At 51.3% G+C, this 15418-nt stretch carries 13 protein-coding genes and 1 other RNA gene; all 14 read right to left on the bottom strand.

Going from position 1 to position 15418, the window contains the following annotated elements; genetic code table 11:
* Positions 1–224 precede the first annotated feature (224 nt).
* Positions 225–938 carry a cell division protein FtsQ/DivIB gene (locus CR46_RS0109780; RefSeq protein WP_030072358.1) on the bottom strand — a complete coding sequence of 238 codons (714 nt, stop codon included), beginning with the start codon at positions 936–938 and terminating at the stop codon, positions 225–227.
* Positions 935–1876, bottom strand: coding sequence for a D-alanine--D-alanine ligase (locus CR46_RS0109775; protein ID WP_030072356.1), 942 nt, complete (start codon positions 1874–1876; stop codon positions 935–937). Before CR46_RS0109775 ends, CR46_RS0109780 begins: the two co-directional genes overlap by 4 nt.
* Positions 1873–3285, bottom strand: coding sequence for a UDP-N-acetylmuramate--L-alanine ligase (murC, locus tag CR46_RS0109770; protein WP_051690175.1), 1413 nt, complete (start codon positions 3283–3285; stop codon positions 1873–1875). Before murC ends, CR46_RS0109775 begins: the two co-directional genes overlap by 4 nt.
* A 53-nt stretch (positions 3286–3338) precedes the next feature.
* Positions 3339–4436: an undecaprenyldiphospho-muramoylpentapeptide beta-N-acetylglucosaminyltransferase gene (murG, locus tag CR46_RS0109765; protein ID WP_084180435.1), complete on the bottom strand. Its 1098-nt coding sequence runs from the start codon at positions 4434–4436 to the stop codon at positions 3339–3341.
* 18 nt (positions 4437–4454) lie between these two features.
* On the bottom strand, positions 4455–5636 hold the full coding sequence (gene ftsW, locus CR46_RS0109760; RefSeq protein WP_030072350.1) for a putative lipid II flippase FtsW: 1182 nt from the start codon (positions 5634–5636) through the stop codon (positions 4455–4457).
* Complete coding sequence (gene murD, locus CR46_RS0109755; RefSeq protein WP_035536532.1) at positions 5633–7027, bottom strand: UDP-N-acetylmuramoyl-L-alanine--D-glutamate ligase; 1395 nt, start codon at positions 7025–7027, stop codon at positions 5633–5635. The genes ftsW and murD overlap by 4 nt, the downstream gene beginning before the upstream one ends.
* Before the next feature lie 59 nt (positions 7028–7086).
* Positions 7087–8169: a phospho-N-acetylmuramoyl-pentapeptide-transferase gene (gene mraY / locus CR46_RS0109750; protein WP_030072348.1), complete on the bottom strand. Its 1083-nt coding sequence runs from the start codon at positions 8167–8169 to the stop codon at positions 7087–7089.
* A 9-nt stretch (positions 8170–8178) separates the two neighbouring features.
* Positions 8179–9537, bottom strand: a complete 1359-nt coding sequence (locus CR46_RS0109745) for a UDP-N-acetylmuramoyl-tripeptide--D-alanyl-D-alanine ligase (protein ID WP_030072346.1) — start codon at positions 9535–9537, stop codon at positions 8179–8181.
* Positions 9537–11030, bottom strand: a complete 1494-nt coding sequence (locus CR46_RS0109740) for a UDP-N-acetylmuramoyl-L-alanyl-D-glutamate--2,6-diaminopimelate ligase (protein WP_030072344.1) — start codon at positions 11028–11030, stop codon at positions 9537–9539. Before CR46_RS0109740 ends, CR46_RS0109745 begins: the two co-directional genes overlap by 1 nt.
* Positions 11031–11045: 15 nt before the next feature.
* Positions 11046–12752, bottom strand: a complete 1707-nt coding sequence (locus CR46_RS0109735) for a peptidoglycan D,D-transpeptidase FtsI family protein (RefSeq protein WP_030072342.1) — start codon at positions 12750–12752, stop codon at positions 11046–11048.
* A complete protein-coding gene (ftsL, locus tag CR46_RS0109730) occupies positions 12749–13084 on the bottom strand; it encodes a cell division protein FtsL (protein WP_030072340.1) in 336 nt (111 codons plus the stop codon). Before ftsL ends, CR46_RS0109735 begins: the two co-directional genes overlap by 4 nt.
* 2 nt (positions 13085–13086) lie before the next feature.
* On the bottom strand, positions 13087–14043 hold the full coding sequence (gene rsmH / locus CR46_RS0109725) for a 16S rRNA (cytosine(1402)-N(4))-methyltransferase RsmH (protein WP_030072338.1): 957 nt from the start codon (positions 14041–14043) through the stop codon (positions 13087–13089).
* Positions 14044–14095: 52 nt separating this feature from the next.
* Positions 14096–14455: RNase P RNA component class A (gene rnpB, locus CR46_RS17975), an RNA gene on the bottom strand.
* Positions 14456–14487: 32 nt separating this feature from the next.
* Positions 14488–15345: a 16S rRNA (cytidine(1402)-2'-O)-methyltransferase gene (rsmI, locus tag CR46_RS0109715; protein WP_030072334.1), complete on the bottom strand. Its 858-nt coding sequence runs from the start codon at positions 15343–15345 to the stop codon at positions 14488–14490.
* Positions 15346–15418: the final 73 nt, after the last annotated feature.

The following is a 15418-nucleotide window of genomic DNA, read 5'->3' as shown; positions in this document are numbered from 1 at the left end:
TGTTAAAAAAGCAAGCCACATTTTGATGGGGCCAATTAAGGAAACCCACAAAGAAGCATCTGCCACAGCCATCTTTCATAACATAGTATAGAAACAATACTCGCAATACGACTAGCGACATCTTACGATAATGATCTTCTTAGCCAATTTAAACCCTATTCACGGCTTTTCACTGTTGGCAACCACTTACATTTACCTACTTTTTGCACATTTTAAGCCGTTAACTACTCATCTTCCTCCAAAAAGTCACTCTCTCCGTGCCAAGCAACAGCAACACCGTTAGGGTAACGCAAATCGATATAGCGGATATGCTCACCGAGACGAGCAAGTTCACGCTGCCATGATGCTGAAAGCCTAGCCAACCGGATGTCATGCTGACGTCTTCCCAACATGACCCAAGCTCCGTTACTTAACTGAAGTCGCCATGCACCACGAGGCTCTAAGCGCAACTGGGAAAGTGACAGCGATAACCCCTGGAAGTGGGGTGTTAAGCGTCGATAGTAGGTAAGCACTTCTTCACCGCTTCCGGTCGGCCCCGCCAGATCGGGCAACCCCTGAGGAACCTGCAAGGGCGCAAACGCAAATGCCTCTCCTTCGGGGTTAAGCAAAAAATCATCATTCCAGCGGGCCACGGGCGTTTGCTCTACCAGTTCAAACACTAGCGCGTTTGGCCACTCTCTGGAAATTCTTACTTCATGCAGCCAACCAATTCTCAACGCACGCTGGCGCAGCTCACCTAAGTCTGCCGAAAGCCATGTAACCTCTTGAACGAGCGGCGCCAGCTGAGTCTGCAGATAATCGGCACTTACATACTCCCATTCGCCACGTATGGACACACGCTCAATAGGCTTATCTAGCCATAGCCACAATGCTCGGCCACCAGCACCTAGTAACAGTGCTAGCAATATGAGGCCTAACCACGCATTTCGCTTTTTCATGAGTAGCTGCGTTGAACCGCAGTGTTCAATATGCGCAATACCAGCTGATCAAAATCTATTCCCGCATGCGCTGCTGCTTGCGGCACTAAGCTATGATCTGTCATTCCTGGCACTGTATTAACTTCAATCAGCCAAAACTTGCCCATTGCATCGCGCATCACATCGACGCGCCCCCACCCTTCGCCACCTACCGCATCAAATGCTTTTTCGCATAATTCTGCCAAGGCCTGCTCATCAATAGATGGTAAGCCGCTAGGTAGGTGGTACTGGGTGGTGTTAGCAATGTATTTTGCTTCGTAATCATAAAAGCCACCAGGAACTTCAACACGGATGGCCGGCAATACCTCATTATCAAGCAGAGCAACGGTGTACTCTTCACCGACAACGAAACGCTCAGCCATAACACGGGCATCATAGCTCACCGCTTCATAATAGGCGGCTTCCAATGCTTCCTGGCTCTTAACAATACTAATACCCAGCGTGGAACCTTCATGAACAGGCTTCACCATCATTGGCAAGCCAAGCTGTGCTACCACCGATGCCCAGTCAGACGTGTCGCTCAGCATTACGCTTTCGGGAGTAGGCAACCCAACGGCTTGCCAAACCTGCTTCGTGCGCTGCTTATCCATGCCTAGTGCTGACGCCAGCACCCCACTGCCGGTGTAAGGAAGTCCTAGAAGCTCTAGCGCACCCTGTAATGTGCCATCTTCTCCACCACGACCATGTAAGGCAACAAACACTGCCGTTGGTGCCAGCCGCTCTAGCCCCACCAAACCGCCTTCTTTTGGATCGTAGCCAAGGGCATCAATACCTTGGCGCTTGAGCGCAGCAAGCACCGCGGCACCACTTTTAAGAGACACCTCGCGTTCCGCCGATGTGCCCCCATAAACAACAACGACACGCGCTAAGGGGTCGTTCAGTGACATTGTTTCACTCATAGCTCTACCTTATCCAGCGCCAACTTAGCTTGGGCGAAACGAAGCGAAATACCACCCACATCACCAGCACCTTGAGTAATGAAAATATCCTCAGGACGCAAAAGTTTGTTTAATAGTGCAGGTAACTCCTGCTTATGCTCAACGAATAAGGGATCAACTTCGCCCCGCTGGCGAATAGACCCCGCAAGCGTACGCCCTTCTGCCCCGGGAATCACAGCCTCCCCAGCGCTGTAAACATCTAATAGAACAAGCGTGTCCACTTGTGAAAGTACTCGAACGAAGTCTTCATAAAGATCGCGGGTGCGACTATAGCGATGTGGCTGATAAAGCATCACTAAACGGCGATCTGGCCAACCTGCCCGTATCGCCTGGATAACCATGTCAACCTCACGGGGATGGTGCCCGTAATCGTCTACTAACATGACCTCGCCATCGCCATTAGGGGCTTTGAAATGGCCATGCACCTGGAAGCGGCGTCCCACGCCAGCAAAGCCTGCCAGACCAAGTAAAATGGCTTCGTCGCCCACCCCTGCGTCCGTTGCCACCACAATAGCAGCCATCGCATTTAGTGCGTTGTGACGTCCTGGCATCGCTAATCGAATAGCAAGCGGAGCAGCCTCACCAGGGCGTATCGCGGTAAACGATACTTCACCCGCCTGTTGAGTAAAATCCACAATGCGGTAGTCAGCATCTTCATCGAAACCATAGGTCACAAACTGTCGTTTCACCTGATCACGCAACGACCGGATATTTGCATCGTCAATACACAACACAGCCAGCCCGTAAAACGGCAAATTGTGAAGAAACTCAATGAATGTGCTTTTTAGCCGCTCAAAATCACCACCATAGGTGGCCATATGGTCTGCATCTATATTCGTTACAATAGAGACCATCGGCTGAAGATGAAGGAATGATGCATCAGACTCATCAGCCTCAGCGACTAGATAATCGCCCTCTCCCAAGCGCGCATTAGCGCCCGCACTGGTAAGCTTTCCACCAATCACGAAGGTAGGGTCTAGCCCGCCTTCCGCCAGCAGCGTTGCTGTCAAACTAGTGGTGGTTGTCTTACCGTGTGTTCCAGCAACAGCAATGCCATGGCGGAAACGCATTAGCTCGGCCAGCATTTCAGCACGCCTTACTACTGGCACACGATGCTCATGGGCCCAGCGAATTTCAGGATTCGTTACATCAATAGCGCTGGAGACAACGACGACATCAGCCCCCACCACATTCTCTTCAGAATGACCGATAGCAACGTTAACACCACACTGACGAAGGCGTTCAATGACATTTGATTCCTTCATATCGCTGCCGCTGACGCTGTAGCCCTGATTAGCAAGCACCTCAGCGATTCCACACATACCCGCGCCACCGATGCCAACAAAGTGCAAACGCTTAATACGACGCATACCCGGGCCACTTGGACGGACACCTGAGTGCAACGCGTTATTAATAGAATCGGTCACGCAGTCTCTCCTTGTTTAACCAACGCTAGACACCCCTCTGTAAGCCGTTCAGTCGCCTCTAAGTAGGCATTCTGCCGGGCTTTAGAAGCCATCTCTGATAATACGCTTGGGACTAATAGCTCATCCAAATAGTGTGTTAATCGCTCGGGGGTAAGCTCAGACTGTTTAACACAAAGCGCCGCCCCGGCTTTTACTAAAACATCAGCATTGACCCGCTGATGATCATCAACAGCAAATGGAAAAGGCACTAGCAAGGCGGGCTTTGCAGCAGCGGCAAGCTCTGCCACTGTTAGCGCTCCGGCACGGCAAACGACTAAATCTGCCCACTCATATGCGGCCGCCATATCATCAATAAAGGGAGTGACATCTGCCACAATTCCATGCTCAACGTAGGCGCTTGCCGTCGCCACATCTCGGTCTTTGCCAGCTTGGTGGCGAACATCAGGGCGACGCTCAGGAGGTAAACCTGCCAACCCAGGCGGCAAGCGCTCATTCAGTGCCACCGCCCCTAGAGAGCCCCCAACAACTAATAACCGTAGCGGTCGAGCGGCTAGTTCAGAAGCACTCCTAGGATGCTCACCCAGTGCAGCAATATCTTCTCGCACGGGATTGCCAATCACTTCTGCCTTGTCACCAAAAGCCTCGGTAAACGCCGCGTAAGTACGTGTCGCTAACTTCGAGAGCACTTTATTAGTCAGCCCAGCAATAGCATTTTGTTCATGTATCACCAATGGCACCCTGGAAAGCCATGCCGCCAGCCCACCTGGGCCACTGGCAAATCCACCCAACCCAACCACCACATCAGGATTGAAGCGACGAATTACCTTCCGTGCTTGCAGTACAGCTTGGGAAAGATTCAGCGGCGCTTTCAGCCAGCCAACTACTCCTTTACCACGCAGACCGCTTATGTCGATGGTATGAAGCGTAATACCTGCTTCTGGTACCAAGCGATTTTCGATCCCTCTTGGGCTTCCCAGCCATTCAACATCGACATTGTGAGCATTGAGCGAACGTGCTAAAGAAAGCGCCGGGATAACATGACCACCGGTACCCCCTGCCATAATTAAAATGCGTCGACGTGCGTTCGTCGTCACAAACAACTCCTTGAGTAGTCACGATAACCGAGGTTCATGACGTGATTTATAGGGCGTCGATAGACGACGAGGCCGGTGACGCGTTTCGGCATCAACGCGTAGCAATAAGCCAATCATCATACCGGTTACCAATAAACTTGAACCGCCATAGCTAATCAGTGGCAATGTTAACCCTTTCGTTGGCAACAACCCTGAACTTACCGCCATGTTAATAAATGCCTGCGCTGCAATAACAAAACCTATGCCATAGCTGACATAGGCGCCGAACAAGTGGCCCGCCAACTCTGCACGCCGCCCAATCAACATCGCGCGGATAATCAGCAATGTGAACAGCAGTACCACAAGGATAGCGCCAATCATGCCAAGCTCTTCCGCGATCACGGCAAATATAAAGTCCGTGTGGGCTTCCGGAAGATAGTGGAGCTTTTGAACACTATTACCTAAACCAGTACCGGTCACGTGTCCACGACCAAACGCAATCAGTGCCTGAGTCAGTTGATAACCAGTCGCAAACTGATCCGCCCACGGATCTAGAAAGCTAGTCCAGCGCGCTAACCGGTAAGGCTCCATCACCACCATCATCACAGCTCCCGCAGCTAATACGCCACCGCTACCGAAGAGCAAGGTAAGTGAGGCACCACTCATCATTAACATACCAATAACGCACACGGTATAGACCACCATGCCACCAAAATCGGGGGCGAGGAACAGTAATCCCGCAGGAACAGCCAGTACCGCTAAAGGTCGCCACATACTTAAAGCACGACGGCGCAGGTCATAGGTAAAACGAGACATGAACGCTGCCATGTAAAAAATCAAACCAATTTTTCCCAGCTCGGAAACCTGCAAGCTAGGCAAGGGGCCAGGCAGTGAAATCCAGCGCTTACTACCATTGACCTCTTGACCAATCAATAGCACTAGCGCAAGCAACAAAATACTGATCAACAAAAATAACGCCGCGTTTTGACGCCACGCCTCCAGAGGGACACACAGCATGAAAAAGCAGGCTAGAACGGCCAATAATAAAAAGATCCCATGCTGCCGAGCATAGTGATAGCTATTTTCAAGTAGCCCTACTGATGCCGAACTAACCATTACCCAACCCAAGCCAGCTAATGCTATGGCAGCAATAATCAGCCACACATCAGTGGGTAAATGGCGCGTTGTCAGCGCATCGCGAATACGCTGGACTCTGCTCATACCCTACTCCCTGAGTCGTTATGCTGAAGCTGCTTTTGCTCGACCCAAGACCGAAAAGCATCGCCTCTAGCTTGATAGTTTATAAATTGATCTAGGCTTGCACAGGCGGGCGATAACAGCACGCAATCGCCGGGTTCAGCAATTTCCCAAGCGATTTCCATTGCTAGAGTTAAATCGTTAACTACTTGTACTGAAACAGACGATGACAACGCCGACTTAAGGCGATGGGCATCAATACCAAACAGCAATACGGCTTTGGCGCACTCTGCTAAAGGGGCTGCCAACGGTGTGAAATCTGCCCCCTTACCAACGCCACCGGCTAATAATATTACTTTACCCTCAAGCGACGCACTAATACCTTGTATCGCGGCTAGCGTGGCGCCAACGTTAGTACCTTTTGAATCATTCACCCACAAAACGCCATTAACTCGTGCAATGACTTCGCTACGGTGGGGCAACCCTTTAAAAGAAGCTAATGCCTGGCACATAGACACTTTTGCGAAGCCTAACGCACTGCCCATTGCCAGCGCTGCCAGTGCATTGGCATAGTTATGCAGACCAGCAATGGCTAATTTTTCTGTACCAAGCCAGGCAACATCACCATGAAACAGCGTTAGCTCGCCGTCCTTTTGAGCAACTCCCCAGTCATCACCCTCAGGCGCAGAAGCCTTAAAACGCTGGACATGAGAGACTGACACCTCTGGCCAAGTGAGGGGATCATCTGCATTGACAATAGCTGTTTGCGCACCATAGAAAATACGCTGTTTGGCGCGATGGTAACCCGCCATATCACCATGTCGATCTAAATGATCTTCACAGATATTTAAAAAAGCAGCCACTTTAGCGCTCAGACGAGGCGTTGTTTCTAGCTGAAAACTTGAGAGTTCAAGGATGTAAAGCTCGGCATTTGGACAATCAGCTAATAAATCCAACGCTGGCGTGCCTAAATTGCCACCCACGGCAGCGTTCACACCCGCAGCGCTAGCCATCTCACCCAATAGCGTAGTGACCGTTGACTTAGCATTAGAGCCAGTAATGGCAGCAATTGGTGCATTGACAGCCCGCACAAACAAGGCAATTTCGCCTACCAGCATAGGTTCACCCGTTGCTGGATTATAACGCTCTAACAAGCCTTCAAGCCCTGGTGAATGAGGGTCTACACCAGGACTAATAACCACTTCGTGGGCATTCGTAAAATCAAGCGCCGTCAATGGGCCACAATAAACCTCAATATCCGGATATTGCTTCTGAAAATCGTCTAATCCTGGGGGGGCTGCTCGTGTATCTGCCACCATAAATAGCATGCCTTGACGCGCCAAATGACGACAAATAGCTTGCCCAGAGATACCAAGACCAATAACAACAGTGACTCCATTTGCGACACGCACGATGACCGGCTCCTTTACACATCACGCTAATAGCAGCAACACTGCCACTACTACCTTGCTAATCATCGAACTTTCAGCGTAGCAAGCCCTAACAACACCAATACAACGGTAATAATCCAAAAACGAACAATTACCCGCGGCTCTGGCCATCCCTTCAACTCATAGTGGTGATGCAAAGGTGCCATACGGAAAATACGCCGACCGGTAAGCTTATAAGAGCCGACTTGGAGAATCACTGAGATCGTTTCAAGCACAAAAATGCCGCCCATGATAAACAGCACAATTTCTTGGCGCACAATAACAGCCACGACGCCTAGCGCGGCACCAAGTGCCAGCGCCCCCACATCTCCCATAAACACCTGAGCCGGATAGGTGTTGAACCACAAAAACCCCAAGCCAGCGCCAGCAATAGTGGCACAAAAAACAGCTAACTCGCCGGTACCATGAATAAAAGGAATATGCAGATAGTTAGCAAACACAGCGTTACCACTTGCATAAGCAAAGACCGACAAGCCCATAGCCACGAGCACGGTGGGCATGATTGCCAAACCATCAAGACCATCAGTGAGGTTAACTGCGTTAGAACTGCCGACGATCACAAAGTAGGTCAGCACGATATAGAACACGCCAAGGGGTAGCGCGACATCTTTAAACATTGGGATCAATAGGCTAGTTTCAGCCGGTGTAGCAGCGGTAAAATAAAGCACCACAGCAGCACTAATCCCCACCACCGACTGCCAGAAGTACTTCCAGCGCGCGGGAAGTCCACGTGGGTTCTTTTCGACAACTTTACGATAATCATCGACCCAACCAACAGCACCAAAGCCTAATGTGACCAGTAGCACTACCCAAACATAATGGTTAGTTAAATCGCCCCAGACCAGCGTACTGATAGCAATCGCCAACAAAATCATTGCCCCACCCATGGTGGGTGTACCTGCTTTAGACAAGTGAGACTGGGGGCCATCATCACGTATCGCTTGACCAATTTGGCCTTCCACTAACCGACGTATCACCCAGGGGCCAAGCCACAGGCATAACATGAGCGCTGTTAGCGCTGCGAGAATGACACGTAAGGTTAAATAGTTAAAAACTTGGAAAGCAGACTGATATTGGGCTAGAAAATTCGCCAGGTGAAGTAACATGAACGGCGCTTACCTTGTTTCATCCGCACGTAGCGCAGCAATGACATTTTCCATGCCGGCACTACGCGACCCTTTCACCAATAGCGTGGTGTTAGGCGGCAGAGTATTAATAACATGACGCACTAGCGTCTCGTGGTCGTCAAAATGCAGCCCGCGACCGAAGGCTTCACTTGCTGAACGGGCGGCCTCGCCATAGGTCAGTAAGGTGTCGATACCCAATGACGCTGCGTAACGACCAATTTCAGCATGCAGGGCATGCGACTCGCAGCCCAATTCCCCCATGGCGCCAAGCGCGCACCAGCGAGGCGTAGGAAAGTTTACTAATGCATCCAAAGCCGCTTTTACCGCACCAGGGTTTGCGTTGTAGGTATCGTCCAACAAGGTTGTGTTGCGCACGCCTGGTACGATGCTTAAGCGCCCTGACAGCGAGGAGAGTTCAGACAGCCCCGCCGCCACTTGCTCTGGCGCAACACCTAACGTAAGAGCCGCCGCAGCGGCTGCCAAAGCGTTACTCACATTATGCTTACCAATCAACGGGAGCCTTACGTTTCCTATTATTTGCCCACGCTCAACAAGCGTAAAAGCATACCGTCCGAAAGAGTCGCAGGAAAGTGCCGACGCGTGAACGTCCGCATCGCCATGTAAGCCATAGCTTACAATTCTCTTATCTCCTGCACAGGCCGCCCAAAACTCAAAATAGCGGTCATCACGGTTTAGCACTGCAGTACCGCTTTCCGCTAGCCCCGTTAATATTTCACTTTTAGCTTGGGCTATTTGTCCCATACCACCAAATTCTCCAACGTGCGCCCCTGTCACATTGGTAATAATGACAACATTTGGGGAGGCCAGTTGACTGGTCCAGGCAATTTCGCCCAAATGGTTTGCACCCAACTCAATCACGCCTACCTGATGGTGCGTTGCTAAACGTAGCAACGTTAGCGGCGCACCAATGTCATTATTTAAGTTTCCTTCAGTAGCAAGCACATGGCCTAAGGGTGAAAGAAGTGAAGCCGTCATCTCTTTCACCGTTGTCTTACCACTATTACCAGTGACCGCTACCAGTGGTAGATCGCAGTGCTGTCGCCAAGCCCGCGCTAGCAAGCCAAGCCCTAAGCGTGTGTCGGCGCAGACCAATTGGGGCAGCAAGCTACTGACTGGGCGTTCAACCAAAGCGGCCACAGCACCTTTCTCAAGCGCCTGTTCAACAAAATCATGACCATCAAAACGCGGCCCCTTCAAAGCCACAAATAGACAACCAGGAACGATATGGCGCGTATCGGTGATTACCGCTGTCACCGATAACTCGTATAAGGCTTGGGGAATGGAAAGCTTTAGCGCTGAGGCAATACTAGCTAACGACCAGTTCATCACATGGCAGCCCTAAGTTTGAAAGCTTTTAACACTTGTTCGCTATCTTGGTAATCGTGACGAACGCCGCCGATATGTTGATAGGACTCATGCCCCTTTCCTGCCACTAAAATAACGTCTTGTGTATCGGCATGCTGAACCGCATGCCAGATCGCTTGGCTACGATCACCTATTTCCATAAATTCAGCTGCAGCAGAAAAACCCGACACAATTTGTTGGCGAATTTGTTCAGCAGACTCATTACGCGGATTATCATCAGTAACAATCACATAATCAGCCCGCCGCTCCGCCACAGCAGCCATCTCGGTACGCTTACCCGCATCACGCTCACCACCACAACCAAACAAACACCATAACTTCCCAGTGCTCCCTAAATGCTCTTTCAACGCGTCGAGGGCATTAGATAATGCATCCGGCGTGTGGGCATAATCGATAACAACACTGGGCGCATTAGCCTCGCGGTATAGCGCCATGCGTCCAGGGACAGGTTCCAACTCAGCTGCTAATTCAAACAATTGGTCTAATGGTTCGCCCAACCCATAGAGCACACTCATAGCTAGCAACACATTGTCTAGATTAAACCGTCCCATCAAACTTAAATTAAGCGCTTTTTCACCTTCAGGCGTAGCAATAAGCGCCTGCTGGCCGTGTTCGTGTGGATGCCAATCTAGCACGCGAAGCGTTACAGCCTCATCACTGCCCACCGCCAAAACACGCACGCCACTATCACACCCTGCCAGCATCAGTCTCGCAAGAGGGTCATCCGCATTGACAACAGCAAGCACCAGCTCAGAGCGACGAAACAGCTTCGCTTTTGCAGCGGCATAAGCCACCATGCTGCCATGATAATCAAGATGATCGCGAGTTAGGTTGGTAAACACCCCTGCTGTGACGTTTACAGCATCTAAACGACGTTGTTCAAGGGCGTGCGAAGAGGCTTCAAGCGCAACACGTGTTACCCCTTGATGTGCTAGGTCAGCCAAAATTTCTTGCATTGCCAATGAGCCCGGCGTGGTAAGACCTGTATCGACCAGTTGACCAAGGCGACCAACACCTAATGTCCCTATTACCCCAGCGGGTTGGCCAAGCAACTCACTTAACGCTGCAATGTAATGCGTAACCGAGCTTTTTCCATTGGTGCCAGTTACCCCTATTACCTGGAGGTCATTGGGAACACCAAATAGCGCGCGACCCAGCTCACCAAGCCGGATGGATAGGTGTGGCAAATAGAGTATGCCTCCCTCTAGTGTAACGCGGCCTTCTTTTGCATGCGCTAATACAAGCGAAGCACCTGCTGCCAGCGCTTGGTCAACAAATTCATAACCATCACGCTGGCTTCCTGGGATAGCCACGAACACATCGCCCATCGCCAACTTGCGCGTATCAGTTACTAAGCGAAGCTGTTCCGGCAATATAGGCATCGGCTCAGGCAACACGGCATTAGGCCACACCTGCTTTAACGCTACCCATAACCTCTCTGGGGTCAACTTCATGCAATCTCCTTAATGCTACTCGACCTCATGATCAGGTGGCACGTCCAGCAAACGTAGGGCATTACCTGTAACGCTAGAGAACACCGGGGCAGCTACTGCCCCACCATAAAACTGGCCAGCCCGAGGGTGATCAATCATAACAACAGTAACAATACGCGGGTCAGAAATAGGGGCAATACCAGCAAACACACTCCGATAGGCATCGGTCGAATAGCCCTGCTGTCCCGTTTTGCGAACAGTTCCTGTTTTACCGCCCACGCGATAACCTTCAACCCGGGCGCGACGTCCGCCAGAATAGGCACCCACTGACGTTTCTAAAATATCCAACAGATCGTTGGCAACACTTGGTGATATAGCGGGAATGCCTTGGGGTGGCTCAGACAATCTAAGCAGTGACGGGGGCAGACGTTCGCCATTATTTGCCAACGCGGTATAGGCACTGGCAAGCTGCAGCGCAGACACCGACAACCCATACCCATAAGAAAAGGCTGCTCGCTCACTTCGCGACCAACGCACCGGAGCTGGTAAACTTCCGGTAGATTCCCCAGGAAAACCAGTACCAGGGCTTTGCCCCAAACCAAGCTGATTATATTTTTCCCAAATAGCAGTATCGCTGAGCTGCAACGCAAGACGAGACATACCAATATTCGAAGATTTCTCAAGAATCCCTGCTAAATCAAGCTCGCCGTAATTACGGATATCTCGAATAGTGAACTGATCAATGCGCATCCACCCAGGCGAGGTGTCCACCACGACATTTCGATTCACAACACCACTTTCAAGAATCGCCGCCATTGCTAACGGTTTCATCACCGAGCCAGGCTCAAATACGTCAACCAACGCTTGATTCCGCAGCCCTCGTGGGTCGAGCCCCGCTCGATTATTGGGGTTATAGGAAGGTAAATTAGCCATTGCCAACACTTCACCGGAACGCGCATCAAGCATAACGAGCACTCCCCCATCCGCCTCATGTTCCGCGACGGCAGCGCGCAGTTCTCGATACGCCATATACTGAATGCGCTGATCAATCGCCAACGTCAGCTCACCACCAGGTTGTGCCTCACGAATTACACCCAGCTCGCGAACTAATCGACCTCGTCGATCTTTAATAACGCGGCGCTGACCCGGTCGGCCAGCTAAATAGGGCTGATAAGCAAGCTCCAAGCCCTCTTGACCAACATCATCAACATTCGTCACCCCCAATAATTGCGCTGCCACCTCGCCTGCTGGGTAGTACCGCTTATATTCACGCTGGGGATAAACACCAGGAACACGTAGGTCTAGAACACGCTGAGCTGCCTCTGGTGTCATTTGACGGCGCAAATACATAAACTCTCGGTTACTAAAACGAGCAACACGTGATTCAAAATCGTCTAACGAAAGGCCTAGGGCTTGGGCTAACATTAATCGCTGGATAACATCAGTGGGCAGCTCTTGTGGATTTGCCCAAAGCGTCACAACAGGAGTAGAGATAGCCAGTGGCTCACCATTGCGGTCAGTAATCATACCGCGGTGCGCCGATATTGCTTCATGGCGAAGCGTTCGGGCATCACCCTGACTTTGTAAGAAAGGCCGGTCGATCACCTGAAGTAGAGTAATTCGGCCAATAAGGATGACCGAAGCCAACCCAACAATAATAAGAATAAACAAAAAACGACCGCCAGCTAATGGCGGCGCGATAGGCATTTGACGGGATATCCCTCCCCGGCGCTCATGCTTCATGGTCGGATTACCTCGACGTCATTCACATCGGGAATACGCATTTCAAGCCGTTCCGTAGCAATTTGTTCTATGCGGGCCGGGGTAGACCACGCTCCCTCCTCCAACAGCAACTGCCCCCACTCTGTCTGCAGCTGGTTTTTTTCCTGTTCTAATTGCTGTAATTGCGCATATTGAACTCGCGTCATATGCGTCGTAGCAACCACGAAACCACCGGTCACAACACACGCCATAAACAATACAACAAGGATAACCGGCCAAGCGCGCAAACGTAGCTTAAAAGGCCATTCGGTGCGCAGCGTTGACGCCCAACGCTCAATCCGATCCATGCTCATGATCACACTCGTTTACGGGCGGCTCGCATGACGGCACTGCGCGCCCGGGGGTTAGCGTCTACCTCTTCATCACTTGGGCGCATTCCTTTACCCAAAGCTTCAAGACGGCGATTTAGCTGATCATCGCGAATTGGCACGCCCCGTGGCAAGTGCGTATCACCACGAACGTGATGGCGAATGAAACGTTTTACACGACGATCTTCAAGCGAGTGGAAACTAATTACCACCAGATGACCGCCAGGTGCTAGCGCTTCTAAGGCCCCTTCAAGGGCTGCATCAAGCTGATCCAACTCACCATTTAAATAAATACGCAGCCCCTGAAACGCTTTGGTAGCGGGGTGACGCCCCTTTTCCCAAGCAGGGTGAGCCGTCTTTAAGACGTCTGCCAGATCAACGGTGTGCGTAAAAGGCTTTTCTATACGCCGCGCAACAACCGCACGCGCTAGGCGTTTCGCGTAGCGCTCTTCTCCATAAAGTTTGAACACATTGGCAATGTCTGCTTCGCTAGCACGGGCTAAAAACGCAGCAGCACTCTCTCCTTGCGTTGGATCCATACGCATATCAAGAGGCCCATTGCGCATAAAACTAAAGCCACGCTCTGGGTCATCCAACTGTGGAGAAGAAACACCAATATCTAACAGTACACCTGAAAGTTTTCCGTAAACCCCTTGCTCTTGCGCATACTCGGCTAAACGTGCGAACTCACGCTGGGTGATTTCAAAGCGAGGGTCTTGGATGTCTTCAGCAGCAGCGATAGCTTGAGGGTCACGGTCCATAGCCATTAAACGGCCCTGATCACTCAAACGCGAAAGAATAACGCGAGAGTGACCACCTCTCCCAAACGTACCATCTAAATAGATACCGTCGGGATTATGAACAAGTGTATCTACCGCCCCTTCTAATAAAACGCTGGTATGGCGAAAATGGGAAGCAACCTGGTCAGCGTCAGGAGAAGGCATGTTAATCTCACACAATGTTAAGAAAGATGCGCACGGCACATCTTTTATGGAAATGGGGAGTCGGCCGATAAGCCGGGTTCTGTCGTGGACAGTCATTCCTCTAGGCGCTGCGTCACCACAGCGCTCAAGCAACCTACCCGGACCCAGCGCGGGCCACGCCATTGGGTCCCTATTTGGTCTTGCTCCGAGTGGGGTTTACCATGCCACGCACTGTTGCCAGGCGCGCGGTGCGCTCTTACCGCACCCTTTCACCCTTACCGGCCTCGAAAGGCTTAGGCGGTCTACTCTCTGCTGCACTTTCCGTCGGCTTACGCCGCCCAGGCGTTACCTGGCACTCTGCCCTATGGAGCCCGGACTTTCCTCCCCTAAACGCCTTTACAAGCAATTTAGCGGCGACTGTCTGGCCAACTCCGGCGGCAAGCATACCAGTGCCATGCCGTTGCCTCAATCCTCACCTTTCAATGCTTGCAATCTTGCATACCACTCTTGCTTACGACCACCTAACATTTTGGCAGCAACCGCAGCTCCCTGCTTAACGCCCACGCCCTCTCTTAGCAATGCGTTAAGCAGGACTTCCGCAGTTATGGACTGCTCATCACTTTGAACGGCAGGCGGTGCCCCAGCGATCATTACGACAAACTCCCCTCGGCTCTGATTCGGGTCTTGCTTAAGCTGACTAAGTAATGATGACGGCGTACCCTGCAAAAAAGTTTCATAGGTTTTGGTTAATTCTCTTGCCAAAACAACCGCCCTTTCAGGCATTTGCTCACACAACGATTCAAGCGTATGTTCAATACGATGAGGTGACTCGTAGAAAACCAGCGTTTCTTCACGCGCCTGCCATTTCTCAAGTGCTTGCCGTCGTGCGCTTGGCTTGGATGGCAAAAAACCACCAAACGTAAATCGATCAGTAGGCAACCCAGCCGCTGACAGCGCACTAATCAGTGCACAAGGCCCTGGAAGCGGCACAATATCGCGCCCCCTTAGTCGCAATTCCCTAACTAACACGAATCCGGGGTCGCATATCAGCGGCGTTCCCGCATCGCTGATTAAAGCAATATTTTCCCCTGCCATTAGGTAACTATCCAACGTATCGACTCGCCGCGCTTCGTTATGCTCATGCAAAGAAAGCATCGGCGTATTAATGCCTAAATGCGCTAACAAGCGGCTGCTGTGACGTGTATCCTCAGCAGCAATGCGCGATACTTCTGCTAATACCCGTGCAGCACGTGGCGACAAGTCTTCCAAATTCCCAATTGGCGTGGCAACCACGTACAATGTGCCCGGATGTTGGTGTGTCATCGTGACTCCCGATTTGTTAATAGCCGACACTGACGGTGCGCTATGCTTGTGCAATGGTGAATTTATCTGCTCG

Origin of the sequence: Vreelandella neptunia (assembly GCF_000712975.1) — a bacterium.
Taxonomy (GTDB): domain Bacteria; phylum Pseudomonadota; class Gammaproteobacteria; order Pseudomonadales; family Halomonadaceae; genus Vreelandella; species Vreelandella qaidamensis.
The sequence above is the reverse complement of the archived record's forward strand: the minus strand, read 5'-3'. Positions and strand labels throughout refer to the sequence as shown.

Coding starts and splice junctions, on each gene's coding strand:
- CR46_RS0109740 (WP_030072344.1), bottom strand. CDS start 11,030: ATGAAGTTGACCCCAGAGAGGTTATGGGTAGCGTTAAAGCAGGTGTGG.
- CR46_RS0109735 (WP_030072342.1), bottom strand. CDS start 12,752: ATGAAGCATGAGCGCCGGGGAGGGATATCCCGTCAAATGCCTATCGCG.
- ftsW (WP_030072350.1), bottom strand. CDS start 5,636: ATGAGCAGAGTCCAGCGTATTCGCGATGCGCTGACAACGCGCCATTTA.
- rsmI (WP_030072334.1), bottom strand. CDS start 15,345: ATGACACACCAACATCCGGGCACATTGTACGTGGTTGCCACGCCAATT.
- CR46_RS0109780 (WP_030072358.1), bottom strand. CDS start 938: ATGAAAAAGCGAAATGCGTGGTTAGGCCTCATATTGCTAGCACTGTTA.
- mraY (WP_030072348.1), bottom strand. CDS start 8,169: ATGTTACTTCACCTGGCGAATTTTCTAGCCCAATATCAGTCTGCTTTC.
- CR46_RS0109775 (WP_030072356.1), bottom strand. CDS start 1,876: ATGAGTGAAACAATGTCACTGAACGACCCCTTAGCGCGTGTCGTTGTT.
- ftsL (WP_030072340.1), bottom strand. CDS start 13,084: ATGAGCATGGATCGGATTGAGCGTTGGGCGTCAACGCTGCGCACCGAA.
- rsmH (WP_030072338.1), bottom strand. CDS start 14,043: ATGCCTTCTCCTGACGCTGACCAGGTTGCTTCCCATTTTCGCCATACC.
- murC (WP_051690175.1), bottom strand. CDS start 3,285: ATGCGTCGTATTAAGCGTTTGCACTTTGTTGGCATCGGTGGCGCGGGT.
- CR46_RS0109745 (WP_030072346.1), bottom strand. CDS start 9,537: ATGAACTGGTCGTTAGCTAGTATTGCCTCAGCGCTAAAGCTTTCCATT.